The following is a 15,494-nucleotide window of genomic DNA, read 5'->3' as shown; positions in this document are numbered from 1 at the left end:
GGCGTCGAGCCGTATGGAGATCGTAAGGATGGCGATCCGCGCTCCGACAAGCGCGTAGCGTCGCCGCACGTGACAAACAACACTCGGGCCGGATCCGATCAGACGCCCACCGTGAAACGGATGCTCCTCGGCGAACCGATCGCGTCGGATGAGGGCGCCGAACAGCTGCTGCCGAAGCGCCGGGCGCTTCCGATCTTCGCCTCCGACGCGCTCAGCTCGGTCGCCTATGCGCCGCAGGAGCTCGTGATGATCCTGCTCACCGGCGGCCTCGCGCTCTTGGCGTTCACCCCGTTGATCGCCACGGCCGTCGTGGTGCTGCTCGTTGTCGTGGTGCTGAGCTACCGGCAGCTCATCCGCGCCTATCCTTCCGGCGGTGGGGACTACGAGGTCGCGCGCACGAACCTGGGTGAGGTACCGGGTGTCGTCGTCGCCGCAGCACTGCTCGTCGATTACGTACTGACGGTCGCGGTTTCGGTCGCGTCGGGCGTGGACAACATCATCTCCGCGCTGCCGCAGCTCGCGCCATGGCGAATCGAACTGGCAATCGCCTTCGTCGTGATCATCGTGGTCGTCAACCTCCGGGGCGTGCGCGAGGCGTCGTTTGCCTTCGCCATCCCGACCTACGTCTTCGTCGCTTCGGTCGCCGTCATGATCGTCACCGGTCTCGTGCGTACGGCGCTCGGCGACGCGCCCGTCGCGTCGAGCGCGCAATACGCCGTGCATGCGCCGGAACTCGCTCAGGTGGCGGTGATCCTCCTCATCCTGCGCGCGTTCTCGAGCGGATGCTCCGCGTTGACGGGGGTCGAGGCGGTCGCGAACGGGGTCCCCGCCTTCCGACGCCCCAAGGTTCGCAACGCGCAGGCCACGCTCGCGCTCATGGGGTCCATCGCCGTGTTCCTCTTCGCGGGCCTCACCGCCCTCGCGCTCGTCTCGGGCGTGCACTACGCCGAGGATCCCTGCGAGCTCGCCGGCTTCGACTGCACGACGCCCCAGCCGAGCCTCATCGCGCAGGTGGCCGCCGCAACGTTCGGATCCGGAAGCACTGCCTTCTTCATCATCCAGGCCGCTACGGCGTGCGTCCTCCTGCTCGCCGCGAACACGGCCTTCAACGGCTTCCCGCTGCTCGGGGCGGTCCTGGCCCGCGACGGATACGCACCCAAGAGCCTCAACACCCGCGGCGACCGCCTCGTCTTCTCGAACGGCATGCTCATCCTCGGCGGGGCCGCCATTGTCGTCCTCCTCATCTCTCGGGCTCAGCTGACCACGCTCGTTCAGCTGTACATCATCGGCGTCTTCGTCTCCTTCACGCTCGGCCAGATCGGCATGGTGCGGCACTGGCGTCGGCGCCTGCGCTCGGAAGCGCTGTCCGCCCGCGAACGCCGATCGGTGCGCGTCGGACTTACGATCAACTCGCTCGGCGCGAGCCTGACGGTCGCGGTTCTCATCGTGGTGACGATCACCAAGTTCACGCACGGCGCCTACCTGGTGTTCATCGCGATCCCCGTTCTCGCGTTCCTGATGATCGGCGTGCGGCGGTACTACCGCGATGTCGAGCACGAGCTCGTCATCGACGGCGCGACGCGCTTCGGCGCCTCCGGCGACATCGCCCTCGTGCTCGTCAGCCGGATGCAGAAACCCGTGCTGAAGGCGCTCGACTACGCGATCGCCGCGCACCACCGCGAGACGCGCGCGGTGCACGTGGCCGTCGACCAGGACGACGCCGATCGGCTCGCGGCTCAGTGGAGGGAGATGGGCCTCGAGGTGCCCCTCGTGGTGCTCGACTCGCCCTATCGGGCGTACGCCGACCCGCTCATCCGCTACATCGACGCGCTGCGCGAGGAGAACGGCCCCTCGGTCGTCACGGTATACCTGCCGCAGTACATCGTCGGGCACTGGTGGGAGGTCGTGCTGCACAACCGGCGCGCGCGGCGGCTCGCCTCGCGCCTCATGCTCGTACACGGCGTCGCCGTCACGCTCGTGCCCTGGCTCCTGGATTCGTCCGAGCTCGTGTACGGACGGCGCTCGCGTCCCCTGCCGGGCCAGGACCGCGCGGGGCGATCCGACGCGGCCCGCGGCTGATCAGCCGTAGGCTTCGTGCCATGACGAAGCTCCGGATCCTGCGGCAAACGGGCGGTGCGCTCGGCGCTCAGCGAACGGCGGCCGGCTTCGCCGTCGCCGTGGTCGCGCTGCCCGTACTCACGTGGGCGCTCCTCGCCATTCGACGGCCCGAGTCGATCACCTACGAGGTACTGAGCTACCAGCTCGTGGTGGTTGCCGTCGCCGCGGTCGGTGGGCTCTGGCCCGCCGTCACGGCGGCGCTCGCCTCCGGCGTGCTCCTCGATCTGCTCTTCGTGGCACCGCTGTTCAGCATCGCGATCGAACGCCCCATCCACCTCGTGTCGATCGCGCTGTCGGTCGCGATCGCGGTGCTCGTCAGCATCATCGTGGACCAGGCCGCGCGCCGTGCTCGCGCCGCGGAGGCCTCAGCGGCGGAGGCCGCCGAGAGCGCCTCCGCCGCCGCCTCGGCCGAGGCCGCCGACCAGGTGCGCAGCGCCCTTCTCTCGGCCGTGAGCCACGACGTGCGACGCCCGCTCGCCTCGGCCGTGGCGGCCATCGGCGGCCTCCGCTCGACGCACGGGCTGACGGCGGACGACCGGTCCGAGCTTCTCGAGACGGCCGCGGAGAGCCTCGACGCGCTCACCCGGCTCGTCACCGATCTGCTCGACGTCAGCCGGGCCGAGGCGGGCGTGTTGGCGGTGTCGCTCTCGCCGCTCCCCGTCGAGGATGCCGTCGGCGCGGCGCTCGAGGAGCTCCAGCCCTGGCTGGGCGCCGTCGAGCTCGACGTGGACGACGCGAGAATCATCGCCGACCCCGTTCTCCTCCAGCGCGTACTCGTCAACCTGATCACGAATGCCCTGCGCTACTCGCCCGCGGGCAGAGCGATCACGGTCGCGAACAGGCGCGACGGCGACCGGGTCCGCATCCTGGTCATCGACCACGGTGTCGGCATTCCCGACGATCGCCGCGACGCCGTGTTCGCGCCGTTCCAACGCGCGGGAGACCGCGACAACACCGCGGGCCTCGGCCTCGGCCTCGCCCTCTCGCGCGGCTTCACCGAGGGCATGGACGGTACGCTGACCCTCGAGCACACCCCGGGCGGAGGTGCGACGTTCTGCGTTCTGCTCCGCGCGGCCGATGAAGGACGATCATGAAGCTTCTGCTCGCCGACGACGACCCGCAGCTGGTCCGCGCCCTGCGCATCACCCTTAGCGCACACGGATACGACGTCGTGACGGCCGCCGACGGTCGCGAGGCGCTGACCCTCGCCGCGAGCGAGCGTCCCGATCTCGTCGTTCTCGACCTCGGCATGCCGCTGCTCGACGGCGTCGACGTGATCCGCGCGTTGCGCGGGTGGACGCCGGCCCCGGTGCTCGTCGTGTCCGGCCGCACCGGATCCGCCGACAAGGTCGACGCGCTCGATGCCGGCGCCGACGACTACATCACCAAGCCCTTCCAGATCGACGAGATGCTCGCGCGTCTTCGCGCGCTGTCCCGCCGCGCGACCGGTCCCACGGGATCCGCCGCCGTGTCCTTCGGCGACGTGACCGTCGACCTTGCGATGAAGACCGTCACCCGGGCGGGCAGGCCCGTGCACCTCACGCCGACGGAGTGGCGGATGCTGGAACAGCTCTGCCGTCATCCGGGCGCGCTGCTCACCCGACAAGATCTGCTGAAGGAGATCTGGGGCAGCGAGCAGGTCGCCGACTCGGGATACCTGCGCCTGTACATGTCTCAGCTGCGGCGCAAGCTCGAGAGCGACCCCGCGGCCCCGGTGCACCTGATCACCGAGGCCGGGATGGGGTACCGGCTCGTTCCGTAGCCCTCAGTGCGCGGCCGCGTTCCAGTCCGAACCGTGACCGACCTGAACCGAGAGCGGCACCGAGAGCTCGGCCGCTCCCGCCATGCGCGCCCGCACGATCTGCTCGACCTCGTCCCACTCGCCGGGCGCGACCTCCACGACGACTTCGTCGTGGATCTGAAGCAGCAGCCGCGATTCCAGCCCGCGCAGGTCCTGATGGATCCGGAACAGCGCGATCTTCATGATGTCGGCCGCGCTGCCCTGGATCGGCGCGTTGAGCGCCGCGCGCTCCGCGTTCTCACGCAATACGCGGTTCGGGCTCGTGAGGTCCGGGAAGGGCCGCCGGCGCCCGAAGATCGTCTCGGTGTATCCGTCCTCGCGAGCCCGCTCCACCGATGCGCGCAGGTAGTCGCGCACGGCGCCGAAGCGCTCGAAGTAGCCGAGCATGAGCTGCTTGGCTTCCTTCTGCTCGATGCCGAGCTGCTTGGCGAGGCCGAAGGCGCTGAGGCCATACACGAGGCCGTAGCTCATCGCCTTGACCTTGCTGCGCATCTCGCTCGTGACTTCGGCCGCATCGACGCCGAAGACCTGCGCGCCGACATAGCGGTGCAGGTCCTCCCCCGCGTTGAAGGCCTCGACGAGACCCGCGTCGCCCGACAGGTGCGCCATGATGCGCATCTCGATCTGCGAGTAGTCGGCGGTGAGCAGCGTCTCGAAGCCGTCGCCGACCTCGAAGGCGGCGCGAATGTGGCGCGATTCCTCCGTGCGCACGGGGATGTTCTGCAGGTTCGGATCGGTGCTCGACAGCCGCCCGGTCTGGCTACCGGTCTGCAGGTAGGTCGTGTGCACTCGTCCGTCGGATGCGATCGCGAGGTCGAGCCCGTCGACGATCTGCTTCAGCTTGGTCGCCTCGCGGTGCGCCAGCAGCTGGCCGAGGAAGGGGTGGCCGGTCTTCTGCTGAAGATCGCTGAGCGCGGCCGCGTCGGTCGTGTAGCCCGTCTTCGTCTTGCGCGTGCGCGGCAGCTCGAGCTCTTCGAAGAGGACCTGCTGCAGTTGCTTCGGCGACCCAAGGTTGACCTCGTGCCCGATCTCGGCATAGGCCTCGCCGGCGATCTGGGCGGCCTTCTCGCCGAGCGACTGCGACAGCGCGGACAGCTTCTCGTGCGAGACCGTGACGCCCGCGAGTTCCATGTCGGCGAGCGCCACGAGAGTCGGAAGCTCGATATCGACGAGCACCGCCCGCGCGGTCTCGGGCAGTGTGTCGAAGACGGCGTCGGCCGCGCGGAGCGTGTACCAGGACAGCTCCCCCGCCGACGCGCCGGTGGCGATCAGCTGGTCGGGGTCCCCCTCCGGGAGCTTCTCGCCCAAGTAGCGGTCGACGAGGTGCGCGAGCGTCTTATCCGGGAAGGCCGGGCGCGCGACCCAGCCCGCGATGAGGGCATCGCTCGCGAGCGCCTCGACCCGAACGCCCGCGCGGGCCAGGGCCTTGATCTGGGGCTTGGCGTCACAGAACGCCTTCGGCGCATCCGACGCAAACCAGTCGCGGAGGGCCGCCGCCATGTCGTCGGTCCACCCCGCCTCGACGATCGCGGACGTCGTCGCGAAACCGATGTCTGTCGGCCAGCCGTCGTGGATGAGGACGGTGACGCCGACGGTGCCCTCGGCCGCCCCGAGCCATCCCGCGAGCTCTGCCGGCGTTATCGTCTGAGGCGCGGGCGCCTGCACGGCGCTCTCTCCCGGTTCCTCTCCGACGCCGCCCATCTGGTCGAGCACGCGCTTCAGGAGCGTGCGGAACTCGAGCTGCGAGAAGAGGTCGCGGACGGCCTTCTCATCGGCCGTGCCGAGCTCGAGATCGTCGAGCTCCACGGGCACGTCGATGTCGTCGAGCAGGCGGTTGAGCTTGCGGTTGCGACGCACATCATCGAGGTGATCGCGCAGGTTCTGGCCGACGACGCCCTTGATCGACTCGGCGCCCGCCAGCACCTCGTCGAGCGAGCCGAACTGTGCGAGCCACTTCACCGCGGTCTTCTCGCCCACCTTGGGCACGCCCGGGAGGTTGTCCGCCTTCTCGCCGACGAGCGCGGCGATGTCCGGGTACTGGTGCGGCGGCACCCCGTATCGCTCCATCACCGCGTCCGGGTCGTAACGCTTCAGCTTCGACACGCCCTGAACCGAGGGGTACAGCAGCGTGACGCGGTCGTTGACGAGCTGGATCGCGTCGCGGTCGCCCGAGCAGACGAGGACGTCATAGCCCGCCTCGGATCCGCGCCGCGCGAGCGTCGCGAGGATGTCGTCGGCCTCGAAGCCATCCTTCTCGAGGACCGTCACGTTCATGGCCTCGAGAGCCTGCTTGAGCAACGGGATCTGTCCCTTGAACTCGGACGGCGTCTCGTTTCGGCCCTCCTTGTACTCGGGATACTCCTGCTTGCGGAAGGTGTTGTCCGACACGTCGAATGCCACGGCGACGTGCGTCGGTGCCTGGTCGCGCAAGAGCCCGAGGAACATCGACAGGAATCCGTGGATTCCGTTCGTGTGCTGGCCCTCGGCGTTGACGAAGCTGTCGACCGGCAGGGCGAAGAAGGCGCGGAAGGCCAGCGAATGGCCGTCGACGATGAGCAGGGTAGGCTTCGTGGGATCCGTCACTCCTCCAGCGTAGGCGTGACGGGCCTCGGATTCACCTCTTTGCGAAAGGCGCGCCACATGTCAGACGGACTCGATTGGGTGAAGGAACGCGGGCTCGGGGCGCTCGCCGACCGAATGGGGATCGAGATGATCGAGTTCACCGCCGAGCGCGCGGTGGCGACGATGCCCGTCGAGGGCAACACCCAGCCGATCGGTCTCGTGCACGGCGGCGCGTACGTCGTGCTCGGCGAGTCGCTCGGCTCGATGGCCGCGAATCTGCATGCGGGACCGGGCCGCTACGCCGTGGGCGTGGACATCAACGCGACCCACACCGCCTCGGCGACCTCGGGTCACGTCACGGGCACCTGCACCGCGATCCACCTCGGGCGGACGATGACGGTGCACGAGATCATCGTCACGGACGAGAACGGGCGCCGGTGCTCCACCGTGCGCATCACGAACGCCATCCGCGAGCAGCGCTGAATCGCAGCGCGAAACGGTCGAGGGCGGTGCCTCCCTGGGGAGGCACCGCCCTCGACCGTGATCCGGATCGTCCGGCGATCAGCCCTTCTTGGGCGACAGCTGCTCGATGATCGCCTTCGCGACGTCCTGCATCGTGAGGCGGCGATCCATCGACGCCTTCTGGATCCAGCGGAACGCCTCCGGCTCCGACAGACCCATCTTCTCGTTCAGCAGGCCCTTGGCGCGGTCGACGAGCTTGCGGGTCTCGAAGCGCTCGACCATGTCGGCGACCTCGGCCTCGAGCGTGATGATCTGATCGTGGCGGGCCAGGGCGATCTCGATCGCGGGAAGCAGGTCGTTCGGCGTAAACGGCTTGACGACGTAAGCCAGTGCCCCGGCCTCCGTCGCACGCTCCACGAGCTCCTTCTGGCTGAACGCGGTCAGCAGCACCACGGGCGCGATGTTTCCGCGGCTGAGCTGCTCGGCCGCGCTGATGCCGTCCAGCTGCGGCATCTTCACGTCCATCACCACGAGGTCCGGGCGGAGCTCCGTCGCAAGCTGCACCGCCGTCTCGCCGTCTCCCGCCTCGCCAACGACCTCATAGCCGTTGTCACGCAGGATCTCGACGATATCCATCCGGATGAGGGATTCGTCTTCTGCAACCACCACACGACGCGGTGCGGATTCGACGTTCTGGTTCTGCTCTTCGCTCACGTCACCCATCCTAGGATTCCAATTCTCAAAAAATCGTGCCGGTGGCGGGACTCGAACCCGCACGCCCTGTGGACAACGCATTTTGAGTGCGTCGCGTCTACCATTCCGCCACACCGGCCAGAATGGCAATCCTACCGGATCGCCACCCTGCGACACTCCGCGCTACAGCTGATACGCGGGGGCTGCACCGTGGATCGCATCGCCCACGCGGTGCACGCGCAGGTCGTTGGTCGACCCCGCGATTCCGGGAGGGGAACCCGAGATGACGATCACCTTGTCACCGACCTGCGCGAGGTCGTTCGAGAGCAGGTAGTCGTCAACCTGGAGGAACATGCGGTCGGTGTGCTCGACGAGCTCGACGAGCGCGGAGCGAATGCCCCAGGTCAGCTGCATCCGACGGCGCGTCTCCTCGTCGAGGGTGAACGCGATCATCGGGCGCGAAGGCCGCAGCCGCGACATGCGCCGCGCGGAGTCACCCGTCTGCGTGAAGATGCACAGGTACTTCGCCTCGACGAAGTCTGCGACCTCGACGGCGGCCACGGTCAGGGCGCCGCCCTGAGTGCGCGGGGTCGAGGTGAGCGGCTCGATGCGCTCGAGCCCGTGGTCCTCGGTGGATTCGACGATACGGGCCATGGTCTGGACCGTGATCGCCGGGTACTTGCCGACACTCGTCTCACCCGAGAGCATGACGGCGTCCGCGCCGTCGAGCACGGCGTTCGCGACGTCGCTCGTCTCGGCGCGCGTCGGAACCGGGTTCGAAATCATCGATTCGAGCATCTGCGTCGCGACGATGACGGGCTTGGCGAGGCGGCGCGCGATGGCGACGGCCTTCTTCTGAACGATCGGAACCGCCTCGAGCGGCAGCTCGACACCGAGATCGCCGCGCGCGACCATGATTCCGTCGAAGGCCTCGACGATCTCCTCGAGCGCGTCGACGGCCTGGGGCTTCTCGATCTTGGCGATGATCGGCACGCGACGGCCCTCTTCGGCCATGATCACGTGAGCGCGCTGCACGTCCTTCGCATCGCGCACGAACGACAGCGCGATGATGTCGGCGCCCTTGCGGAGCGCCCACCGCAGGTCGTTCTCGTCCTTCTCGCTCAGCGCCGGCACGTTGACGGCGACGCCGGGCAGGTTGATGCCCTTGTTGTTGCTGACGGGGCCGCCGACGATGACCTTCGTCGTGACAGTCACGCCATCGGTCTCGATGACCTGGACGCGGACCTTTCCGTCGTCGATGAGGAGGTAGTCGCCCGGAGCGACGTCGTCCGCGAGACCCTTGAACGTGGTGCCGACGATCTCCTTCGTGCCCACGACGTCCTCGGTGGTGATCTTGAAGATGTCACCGACGGCGAGGTCGTGGGGCCCGTCGGCGAACGTCGCCAATCGGATCTTCGGACCCTGGAGGTCCGCGAGGATGGCGACGGGGCGGCCTGCCTCTTCCGCCGCGGCGCGCACGTTCGCGAAGTTGTTGTCGTGCACGGAGTAGTCGCCGTGACTGAGGTTGAATCGCGCGACGTCGAGTCCCGCGTCGATCAACTCCCGCACTGTTTCTTTGGTCGAGGTCGCCGGCCCGAGGGTCGCGACGATCTTGGCTCGTCTCACCTGATTGCCTTCCGCACTGATGGGCACAGATGCCCATGGGTTTCGGTGTGAGTCCGCGCGCTCTCTCAGGCACCGCACGTGCGCTGAGGAGCGGGAATATCCGGACGCACCCCCAGCCTACGCGCAAACGGGGGCCCGACGCGCCGCGCGCGCCGGGCCCCCGCATGACTTATACGTGAATTGCGACGTCTGTCGGAGCGACCGGCGTCGGCAGAACCGTCTCGCCGAGCAGGTACTCGTCCACGCGAGCCGCGACCGATCGACCCTCGGCGATCGCCCAGACGATCAACGACTGGCCTCGGCCGGCGTCACCGGCGACGAAGACGCCGGGCTCGTCGGTCTCGAAACGGTCGTTGCGCACGACGTTTCCGCGGTCGGAGAACCGCACATCGCTCTGATCCGACAACTCGGTGCGCTCGGGTCCCGTGAAGCCCATCGCGATGAGCACGAGGTCCGCCGGGATCTCGCGCTCGGTGCCGCTCTTGGGCACGCGGGCGCCGTCGACGAACTCGGTCTCGGCGACGCGCAGCGCGCGCACCCGGCCGTCTTCGTCGCCGAGGAACTCGACGGTCGACGCGAGGTACTCGCGCGAGCCGCCCTCTTCGTGGGCGCTCGAGACCTCGAACACCGTCGGGAAGGTCGGCCACGGCTGGTGCTCGGGGCGCGCGTCCGACGGGCGCTTGCCGATCGCGAGGTTGGTCACGCTCTTGGCGCCCTGGCGGTGCGCCGTACCGATGCAGTCCGCACCGGTGTCGCCGCCGCCGATCACGATGACGTGCTTGCCCTCCGCGGTCGTCTGCTCCGGGACGGAGTCGCCCGCGACGACCTTGTTCGACTCGACGAGGTAGTCCATGGCGAACTGCACGCCGTCGAGATCGCGCCCGGGGATCGGGAGGTCTCGCGGCACCGTGGATCCGGTCGCGATGACCACGGCGTCGTAGCGGCGCCGCAGCTCCGACCACGAGATGTCGGTGCCGATCGACACGCCCGCACGGAAGCGCGTGCCCTCTTCGCGCATCTGGTCGAGGCGGCGATCGAGGTGGTGCTTCTCCATCTTGAAGTCGGGGATGCCGTAGCGCAGCAGTCCGCCGATCCGGTCATCGCGCTCGTACACCGCGACGGTGTGCCCGGCACGCGTCAGCTGCTGCGCCGCGGCGAGACCCGCCGGGCCCGAGCCGACGACCGCGACCGTCTTGCCGGTGAGGCGCTCAGGCGGCTGGGCCTCGACCCACCCGCTGTCGAACGCCTGGTCGATGATCGAGACCTCCACCTGCTTGATGGTGACGGCCGGCTGATTGATGCCGAGCACGCACGCGCTCTCGCAGGGGGCGGGGCAGAGGCGACCGGTGAACTCCGGGAAGTTGTTCGTCGCATGGAGGCGCTCGATCGCTCCCCGCCCGTCGCCGCGCCAGGTCAGGTCGTTCCACTCGGGAATCAGGTTCCCGAGCGGGCAGCCCTGGTGGCAGAACGGCACGCCGCAGTCCATGCACCGGCCGGCCTGCCTCTTGAGAACGGCGCTGTCGCCCTTCTCGTACACCTCGTTGAAGTCGAGGATTCGGACGGCGACGGGGCGGCGAGCAGGCAGCTCGCGCTCCGTCACGGTCAGAAAGCCCTTGGGATCAGCCACCGGTCACCTCCAGAATGCGGCGCCAGACGACGTCGCCGTCGGGGTCTTCCCCGGCGTCGAGCGCCTGCTGGCGAGTGGAAAGCACGGCCGCGTAGTCGCGTGGGGTCACCAGCACGAACTTGTCGGCCTCTGTGTCGAAGTCGGCGAGCATCCGCGCACCCAGCGCGGAGCCCGTCTCGGCGACATGCCGCTCGAGCATGTCGCGCAGGATCTCGCGCTCGGCGGAGCCGAGCGGTGAGAGGGTGAGCTCGCCCGACGCGAGGGCGGCCGCGTTGACGCGATCCTCCTCGAGCCCGTACACGTACGCGGTGCCGCCGGACATTCCGGCGCCGAGGTTGCGGCCCGTCTCGCCCAGGATGACCGCGAGCCCGCCCGTCATGTACTCGAGCGCGTGGTCTCCCACGCCCTCGACGACGGCCGTCGCGCCCGAGTTGCGCACGAGGAAGCGCTCGCCGACGAGGCCCGACAGGAAGAGCGAGCCACCCGTCGCGCCGTAGCCGATCACGTTGCCCGCGACCACATTGCTCGACGCGTCGATCGACGAGTCGCGGTACGGACGCACCGAGATCTGGCCGCCCGAAAGCCCCTTGCCGACGTAATCGTTCGCATCGCCCTCGAGGCTCAACGAGATGCCGCCGGGCAGGAACGCGCCGAGCGACTGGCCGGCCGTGCCCGTGAGCTTCACCGTGATCGATCCGCCCGTGAGGCCGTGCTCGCCGTGGGCGAGCGTGACCTCGTGGCCGAGCATGGTGCCGACCGCGCGGTCGGTGTTCTTCACGGGCAGCTCGAGCTCGAGATCACCGCCGCGAGCGATGATGTCGCGCGCCGCGTCGATCAGCTGCACGTCGAAGTGCTTCTCGAGCTCGTGGTCCTGCTCGCGTCCGTGACGACGCGGCTCGTCCTCGCCGAAGGCGGGACCGCCGAGGATCGGCGTGAGGTCGAGACCATCGGCCTTCCAGTGCTCGATGGCACCGTTCACGTCGAGCACCTCGGCGTGGCCCACGGCCTCGTCGATCGAGCGGAAGCCGAGCTCGGCGAGGTATTCGCGCACCTCCTGGGCGATGAACTCCATGAAGTTCACGACGTGCTCGGCCTTGCCGGTAAAGCGCTCGCGCAGCACGGGGTTCTGCGTCGCAACGCCGACCGGGCAGGTGTCGAGATGGCACACGCGCATCATGATGCAGCCCTCGACGACGAGCGGAGCGGTGGCGAAGCCGAACTCCTCGGCGCCCAGCAGCGCGGCGATCACGACGTCGCGACCGGTCTTGAGCTGACCGTCCGCCTGCACGACGACGCGCTCGCGCATGCCGTTGAGCATCAGCGTCTGCTGCGTCTCCGCGAGCCCGAGCTCCCACGGCGTCCCGGCGTGCTTCAGCGAGTTCAGCGGGCTCGCGCCCGTGCCGCCGTCGTGCCCCGAGACGAGGATCACGTCGCTGAGCGCCTTCGCGACGCCCGCGGCGACCGCACCGATGCCCGACTGGCTGACGAGCTTGGTGTGGATCCGTGCCTTCGGGTTCGCGCGCTTGAGGTCGAAGATCAGCTGCTTGAGGTCCTCGATCGAGTAGATGTCGTGGTGCGGGGGCGGCGAGATCAGGCCCACGCCCGGGGTCGAGTGGCGCGTGCGCGCCACCCACGGGTACACCTTCGCCGGCGGGAGCTGTCCGCCCTCGCCGGGCTTGGCGCCCTGGGCGAGCTTGATCTGCAGATCCTCGGCGTGCGTGAGGTACATGCTCGTCACGCCGAAGCGGCCCGATGCGACCTGCTTGATCGCGCTGCGGCGCTCCGGGTCGAGCAGGCGCTCGACGTCCTCGCCGCCCTCACCGGTGTTCGACTTCGCGCCGAGCCGGTTCATCGCGATCGCGAGCGTCTCGTGGGCTTCCCGCGAGATGGATCCGTAGCTCATCGCACCCGTCGAGAATCGCTTCACGATGCTCGAGACGGGCTCGACCTCGTCGATCGGGACGGGGCGGCGCGCGCCCTTTCGGAACTCGAAGAGTCCGCGCAGCGTCTTCAGCTGGGCGGCCTGATCATCGACCATCTTCGTGTACTCGCGGAAGATGTCGTAACGGCGCGTGCGCGTCGAGTGCTGCAACCGGAAGATCGTCTCCGGGTTGAACAGGTGCGCGGAGCCGTCGCGGCGCCACTGGTACTCGCCGCCCGTCCAGAGCCTCTCGTGCGCGCGCGGCGCACGGTCGGTGGGATAGGCGAAGGCGTGGCGGGCCGCGGCCTCCGTGGCGATGACCTCGAGGGCCACGCCCGCGATCTTCGACTCGGTTCCGGCGAAGTAGTCGTCGATGAACTCGCGCGAGAGACCGACGGCCTCGAACACCTGCGCGCCCGCGTAGGACGAAACGGCCGAGATGCCGATCTTCGACATGATCTTCAGCACGCCCTTGCCGAGCGCGTAGATGAGGTTCTTGACGGCCTGCTCGGGCGTCACACCCTCGACGGCGCCGCTGCGGACGAGCTGCTCCGCCGACTCCATCGCCAGGTACGGGTTGACCGCGCTCGCGCCGAAGCCCAGCAGCGTGGCCACGTGGTGGACCTCGCGAACATCGCCGGCCTCCACCACCAGGCTCGCCTTCATGCGCGTCTCCTGGCGGATCAGGTGGTGATGCACGGCCGAGACCGCGAGGAGCGACGGAATGGGCGCGAGCTCCTGGTCGGAGTCGCGGTCGGTGATGATGATGAACTCCGCGCCGGCCGCGATCGCCTGATCGGCCTCGCGATACATCTGCTCGAGGCGCTTCTTCATGCCCTTCGCGCCCGCCGACACGCGGTAGAGCGCGGAGATGGTGACCGCCCGCGCGCCCGGCATCGCCTGGTCGATGTGGCGGATCTTCTCCAGCTCGTCGTTGTCGATCACCGGGAAGTCGAGGCCGATCTTCCGCGCGTGCTCGGGGCCCCACGTGAGCAGGTTGTTCTCGCCGCCGAGGGTGATCCGGAGGCTCGTCACGACCTCCTCGCGGATCGAGTCGAGCGGCGGGTTCGTCACCTGCGCGAACTGCTGGACGAAGTAGTCGAACAGCAGGCGCGGGCGATCGCTCAGGACCGCGATGGGCGTGTCGGAGCCCATCGCCCCGAGCGGCTCCGCGCCCGTCTTCGCCATCGGCGCGATGAGGATCTTCAGCTCTTCCTCGGTGTAGCCGAAGGTGCGCTGGCGGCGGTGCACGCTCGCGGCCGGGTGCACGAGGTGCTCGCGCTCGGGCAGGTCGGCGAGGCGCACGGTACCCTCGTCGAGCCACTTCTGCCACGGGGCACTCGTCGCGACGCGCTTCTTGATCTCCGCGTCCGAGATGATCCGGCGCTCGGCCGTGTCGACGACGAACATGGTGCCGGGCTGCAGGCGCCCGCGCCAAGCGATGCGCTCGGGCGGCAGCTCGAGGATGCCCGTCTCGGAACCCGCGATCACGAGCCCATCGGTCGTCAAGGTCCAGCGCCCGGGGCGCAGGCCGTTGCGGTCGAGGGTCGCCACGACCTGGGTACCGTCCGTCGCAAGGATCGCGGCGGGTCCGTCCCAGGGCTCCATCTGGCCGGCGTTGTAGTCGTAGAAGGCGCGAACGTCGGGGTCGAGGCCCGTCTTCTTCTCGTAGGCCTCCGGGACCATCATCATGAGCACGTGCGGCAGGCTGCGCCCCGTGAGCTCGAGCATCTCGAGCACCTCGTCGAACGAGGTCGAGTCGCTCTCCGCGTCCGAGCAGATGGGCAGCAGCGGCTCCATGTCTCCGAGCAGGTCGCTGGCGAGCTGCGACTGGCGCGCGCGCATCCAGTTGCGGTTTCCGCTGACGGTGTTGATCTCGCCGTTGTGCGCCATCATGCGCAGCGGCTGCGCCAGCGGCCACGAGGGGAAGGTGTTCGTCGAGTACCGCGAGTGCACGATCGCGAGCTCGCTCGCGAATCGCTCGTCCTGAAGATCGAGGTAGAAGGGCTCCAGCTGGAGCGTCGTGACCATGCCCTTGTAACCGATGGTGCGGGCGGACATCGTGACGAAGTAGGCGCCAGCTTCGTGCTGGGCGCGCTTGCGGAGTCGGTAGGCGCGGCGGTCGAGGGCGACGCCGCTCAGCGGGGCGACGTGGCCGGCCTGCGCGCTGGCGACGAACAGCTGCTCGAGCGCGGGAAGCGCCTCGTGTGCGAGGCGTCCGAGGTGGGTCTCATCGACCGGCACCTCGCGCCATCCGAGCACGTGGAGGTTCTCAACCGCGGCGATGCGTTCGATCTGCCGCTTCTGCTTCTCCCGCGCCATGCGATCGGTGGGGAGGAATGCGATGCCGGCCGCGTACTCGCCGACGGGAGGAAGTTCGAAGGAGAGCACTTCTCGGAAGAAGCGATCGGGCATCTGAACCAGGATGCCCGCTCCGTCACCGGTGCCGGCGTCGGAACCGACCGCGCCGCGGTGCTCGAGATTGCGAAGGGCCTCGAGAGCCAGGGCGACGATGTCGTGTCCCGCTTCGCCGCGGAGGGTGGCGACCATGGCCAGCCCGCACGCGTCCTTCTCGAAACGGGGGTTGTACATGCCCTGCTGCGGAGGATACGCACCGCTCGCACCATAGGGAGGCTGGAAGTACATCAGACGTCCTTCACTCGTGAGTACGGAAGACCCCCGGA

General features: G+C 68.8%; 9 protein-coding genes and 1 tRNA gene. 4 read left to right on the top strand and 6 right to left on the bottom strand.

Features of this window, described 5'->3' with window-relative positions:
* The first annotated feature begins 120 nt into the window (after positions 1-120).
* Genes IEX05_RS05480 through IEX05_RS05470 form a run of 3 tightly spaced genes read left to right on the top strand, consistent with a single transcriptional unit; the run spans position 121 to position 3,880 of the window.
* On the top strand, positions 121-2,079 hold the full coding sequence (locus tag IEX05_RS05480) for an APC family permease (protein ID WP_188700420.1): 1,959 nt from the start codon (positions 121-123) through the stop codon (positions 2,077-2,079).
* A 20-nt stretch (positions 2,080-2,099) separates the two neighbouring features.
* Entirely contained in the window at positions 2,100-3,212 is a 1,113-nt protein-coding gene (locus IEX05_RS05475) for a sensor histidine kinase (protein WP_188700349.1), read from the top strand.
* A complete protein-coding gene (locus IEX05_RS05470) occupies positions 3,209-3,880 on the top strand; it encodes a response regulator (protein WP_308423401.1) in 672 nt (223 codons plus the stop codon). Before IEX05_RS05475 ends, IEX05_RS05470 begins: the two co-directional genes overlap by 4 nt.
* A 3-nt stretch (positions 3,881-3,883) precedes the next feature.
* Here IEX05_RS05470 and polA read toward each other — a convergent pair whose 3' ends face one another.
* Positions 3,884-6,502 (bottom strand): DNA polymerase I, encoded by a 2,619-nt coding sequence (gene polA / locus IEX05_RS05465; RefSeq protein ID WP_188700348.1) that lies wholly within the window; start codon positions 6,500-6,502, stop codon positions 3,884-3,886.
* A gap of 57 nt (positions 6,503-6,559) precedes the next feature.
* Here polA and IEX05_RS05460 point away from each other — a divergent pair, with 57 nt between their 5' ends.
* The gene (locus IEX05_RS05460) at positions 6,560-6,964 is read left to right on the top strand and encodes a PaaI family thioesterase (protein WP_188700347.1); all 405 of its coding nucleotides are present in this window, start codon (positions 6,560-6,562) and stop codon (positions 6,962-6,964) included.
* A 78-nt stretch (positions 6,965-7,042) separates the two neighbouring features.
* On the opposite strand, the gene IEX05_RS05455 is transcribed toward IEX05_RS05460, so the two are convergent.
* The 5 genes from IEX05_RS05455 to gltB form a co-directional block, all read right to left on the bottom strand.
* Positions 7,043-7,666 (bottom strand): ANTAR domain-containing response regulator, encoded by a 624-nt coding sequence (locus IEX05_RS05455; protein WP_188700346.1) that lies wholly within the window; start codon positions 7,664-7,666, stop codon positions 7,043-7,045.
* A gap of 27 nt (positions 7,667-7,693) precedes the next feature.
* A tRNA-Leu gene (locus IEX05_RS05450) sits at positions 7,694-7,775 on the bottom strand.
* Positions 7,776-7,819: 44 nt separating this feature from the next.
* Positions 7,820-9,262, bottom strand: a complete 1,443-nt coding sequence (pyk, locus tag IEX05_RS05445) for a pyruvate kinase (protein ID WP_188700345.1) — start codon at positions 9,260-9,262, stop codon at positions 7,820-7,822.
* A 169-nt stretch (positions 9,263-9,431) separates the two neighbouring features.
* Positions 9,432-10,889, bottom strand: coding sequence for a glutamate synthase subunit beta (locus tag IEX05_RS05440; RefSeq protein WP_188700344.1), 1,458 nt, complete (start codon positions 10,887-10,889; stop codon positions 9,432-9,434).
* Entirely contained in the window at positions 10,882-15,456 is a 4,575-nt protein-coding gene (gltB, locus tag IEX05_RS05435; RefSeq protein ID WP_188700343.1) for a glutamate synthase large subunit, read from the bottom strand. Before gltB ends, IEX05_RS05440 begins: the two co-directional genes overlap by 8 nt.
* Positions 15,457-15,494 lie beyond the last annotated feature (38 nt).

It is taken from the genome of Microbacterium nanhaiense (assembly GCF_014646015.1).
GTDB classification, from domain to species: Bacteria; Actinomycetota; Actinomycetes; order Actinomycetales; family Microbacteriaceae; genus Microbacterium; species Microbacterium nanhaiense.
The sequence above is the reverse complement of the archived record's forward strand: the minus strand, read 5'-3'. Positions and strand labels throughout refer to the sequence as shown.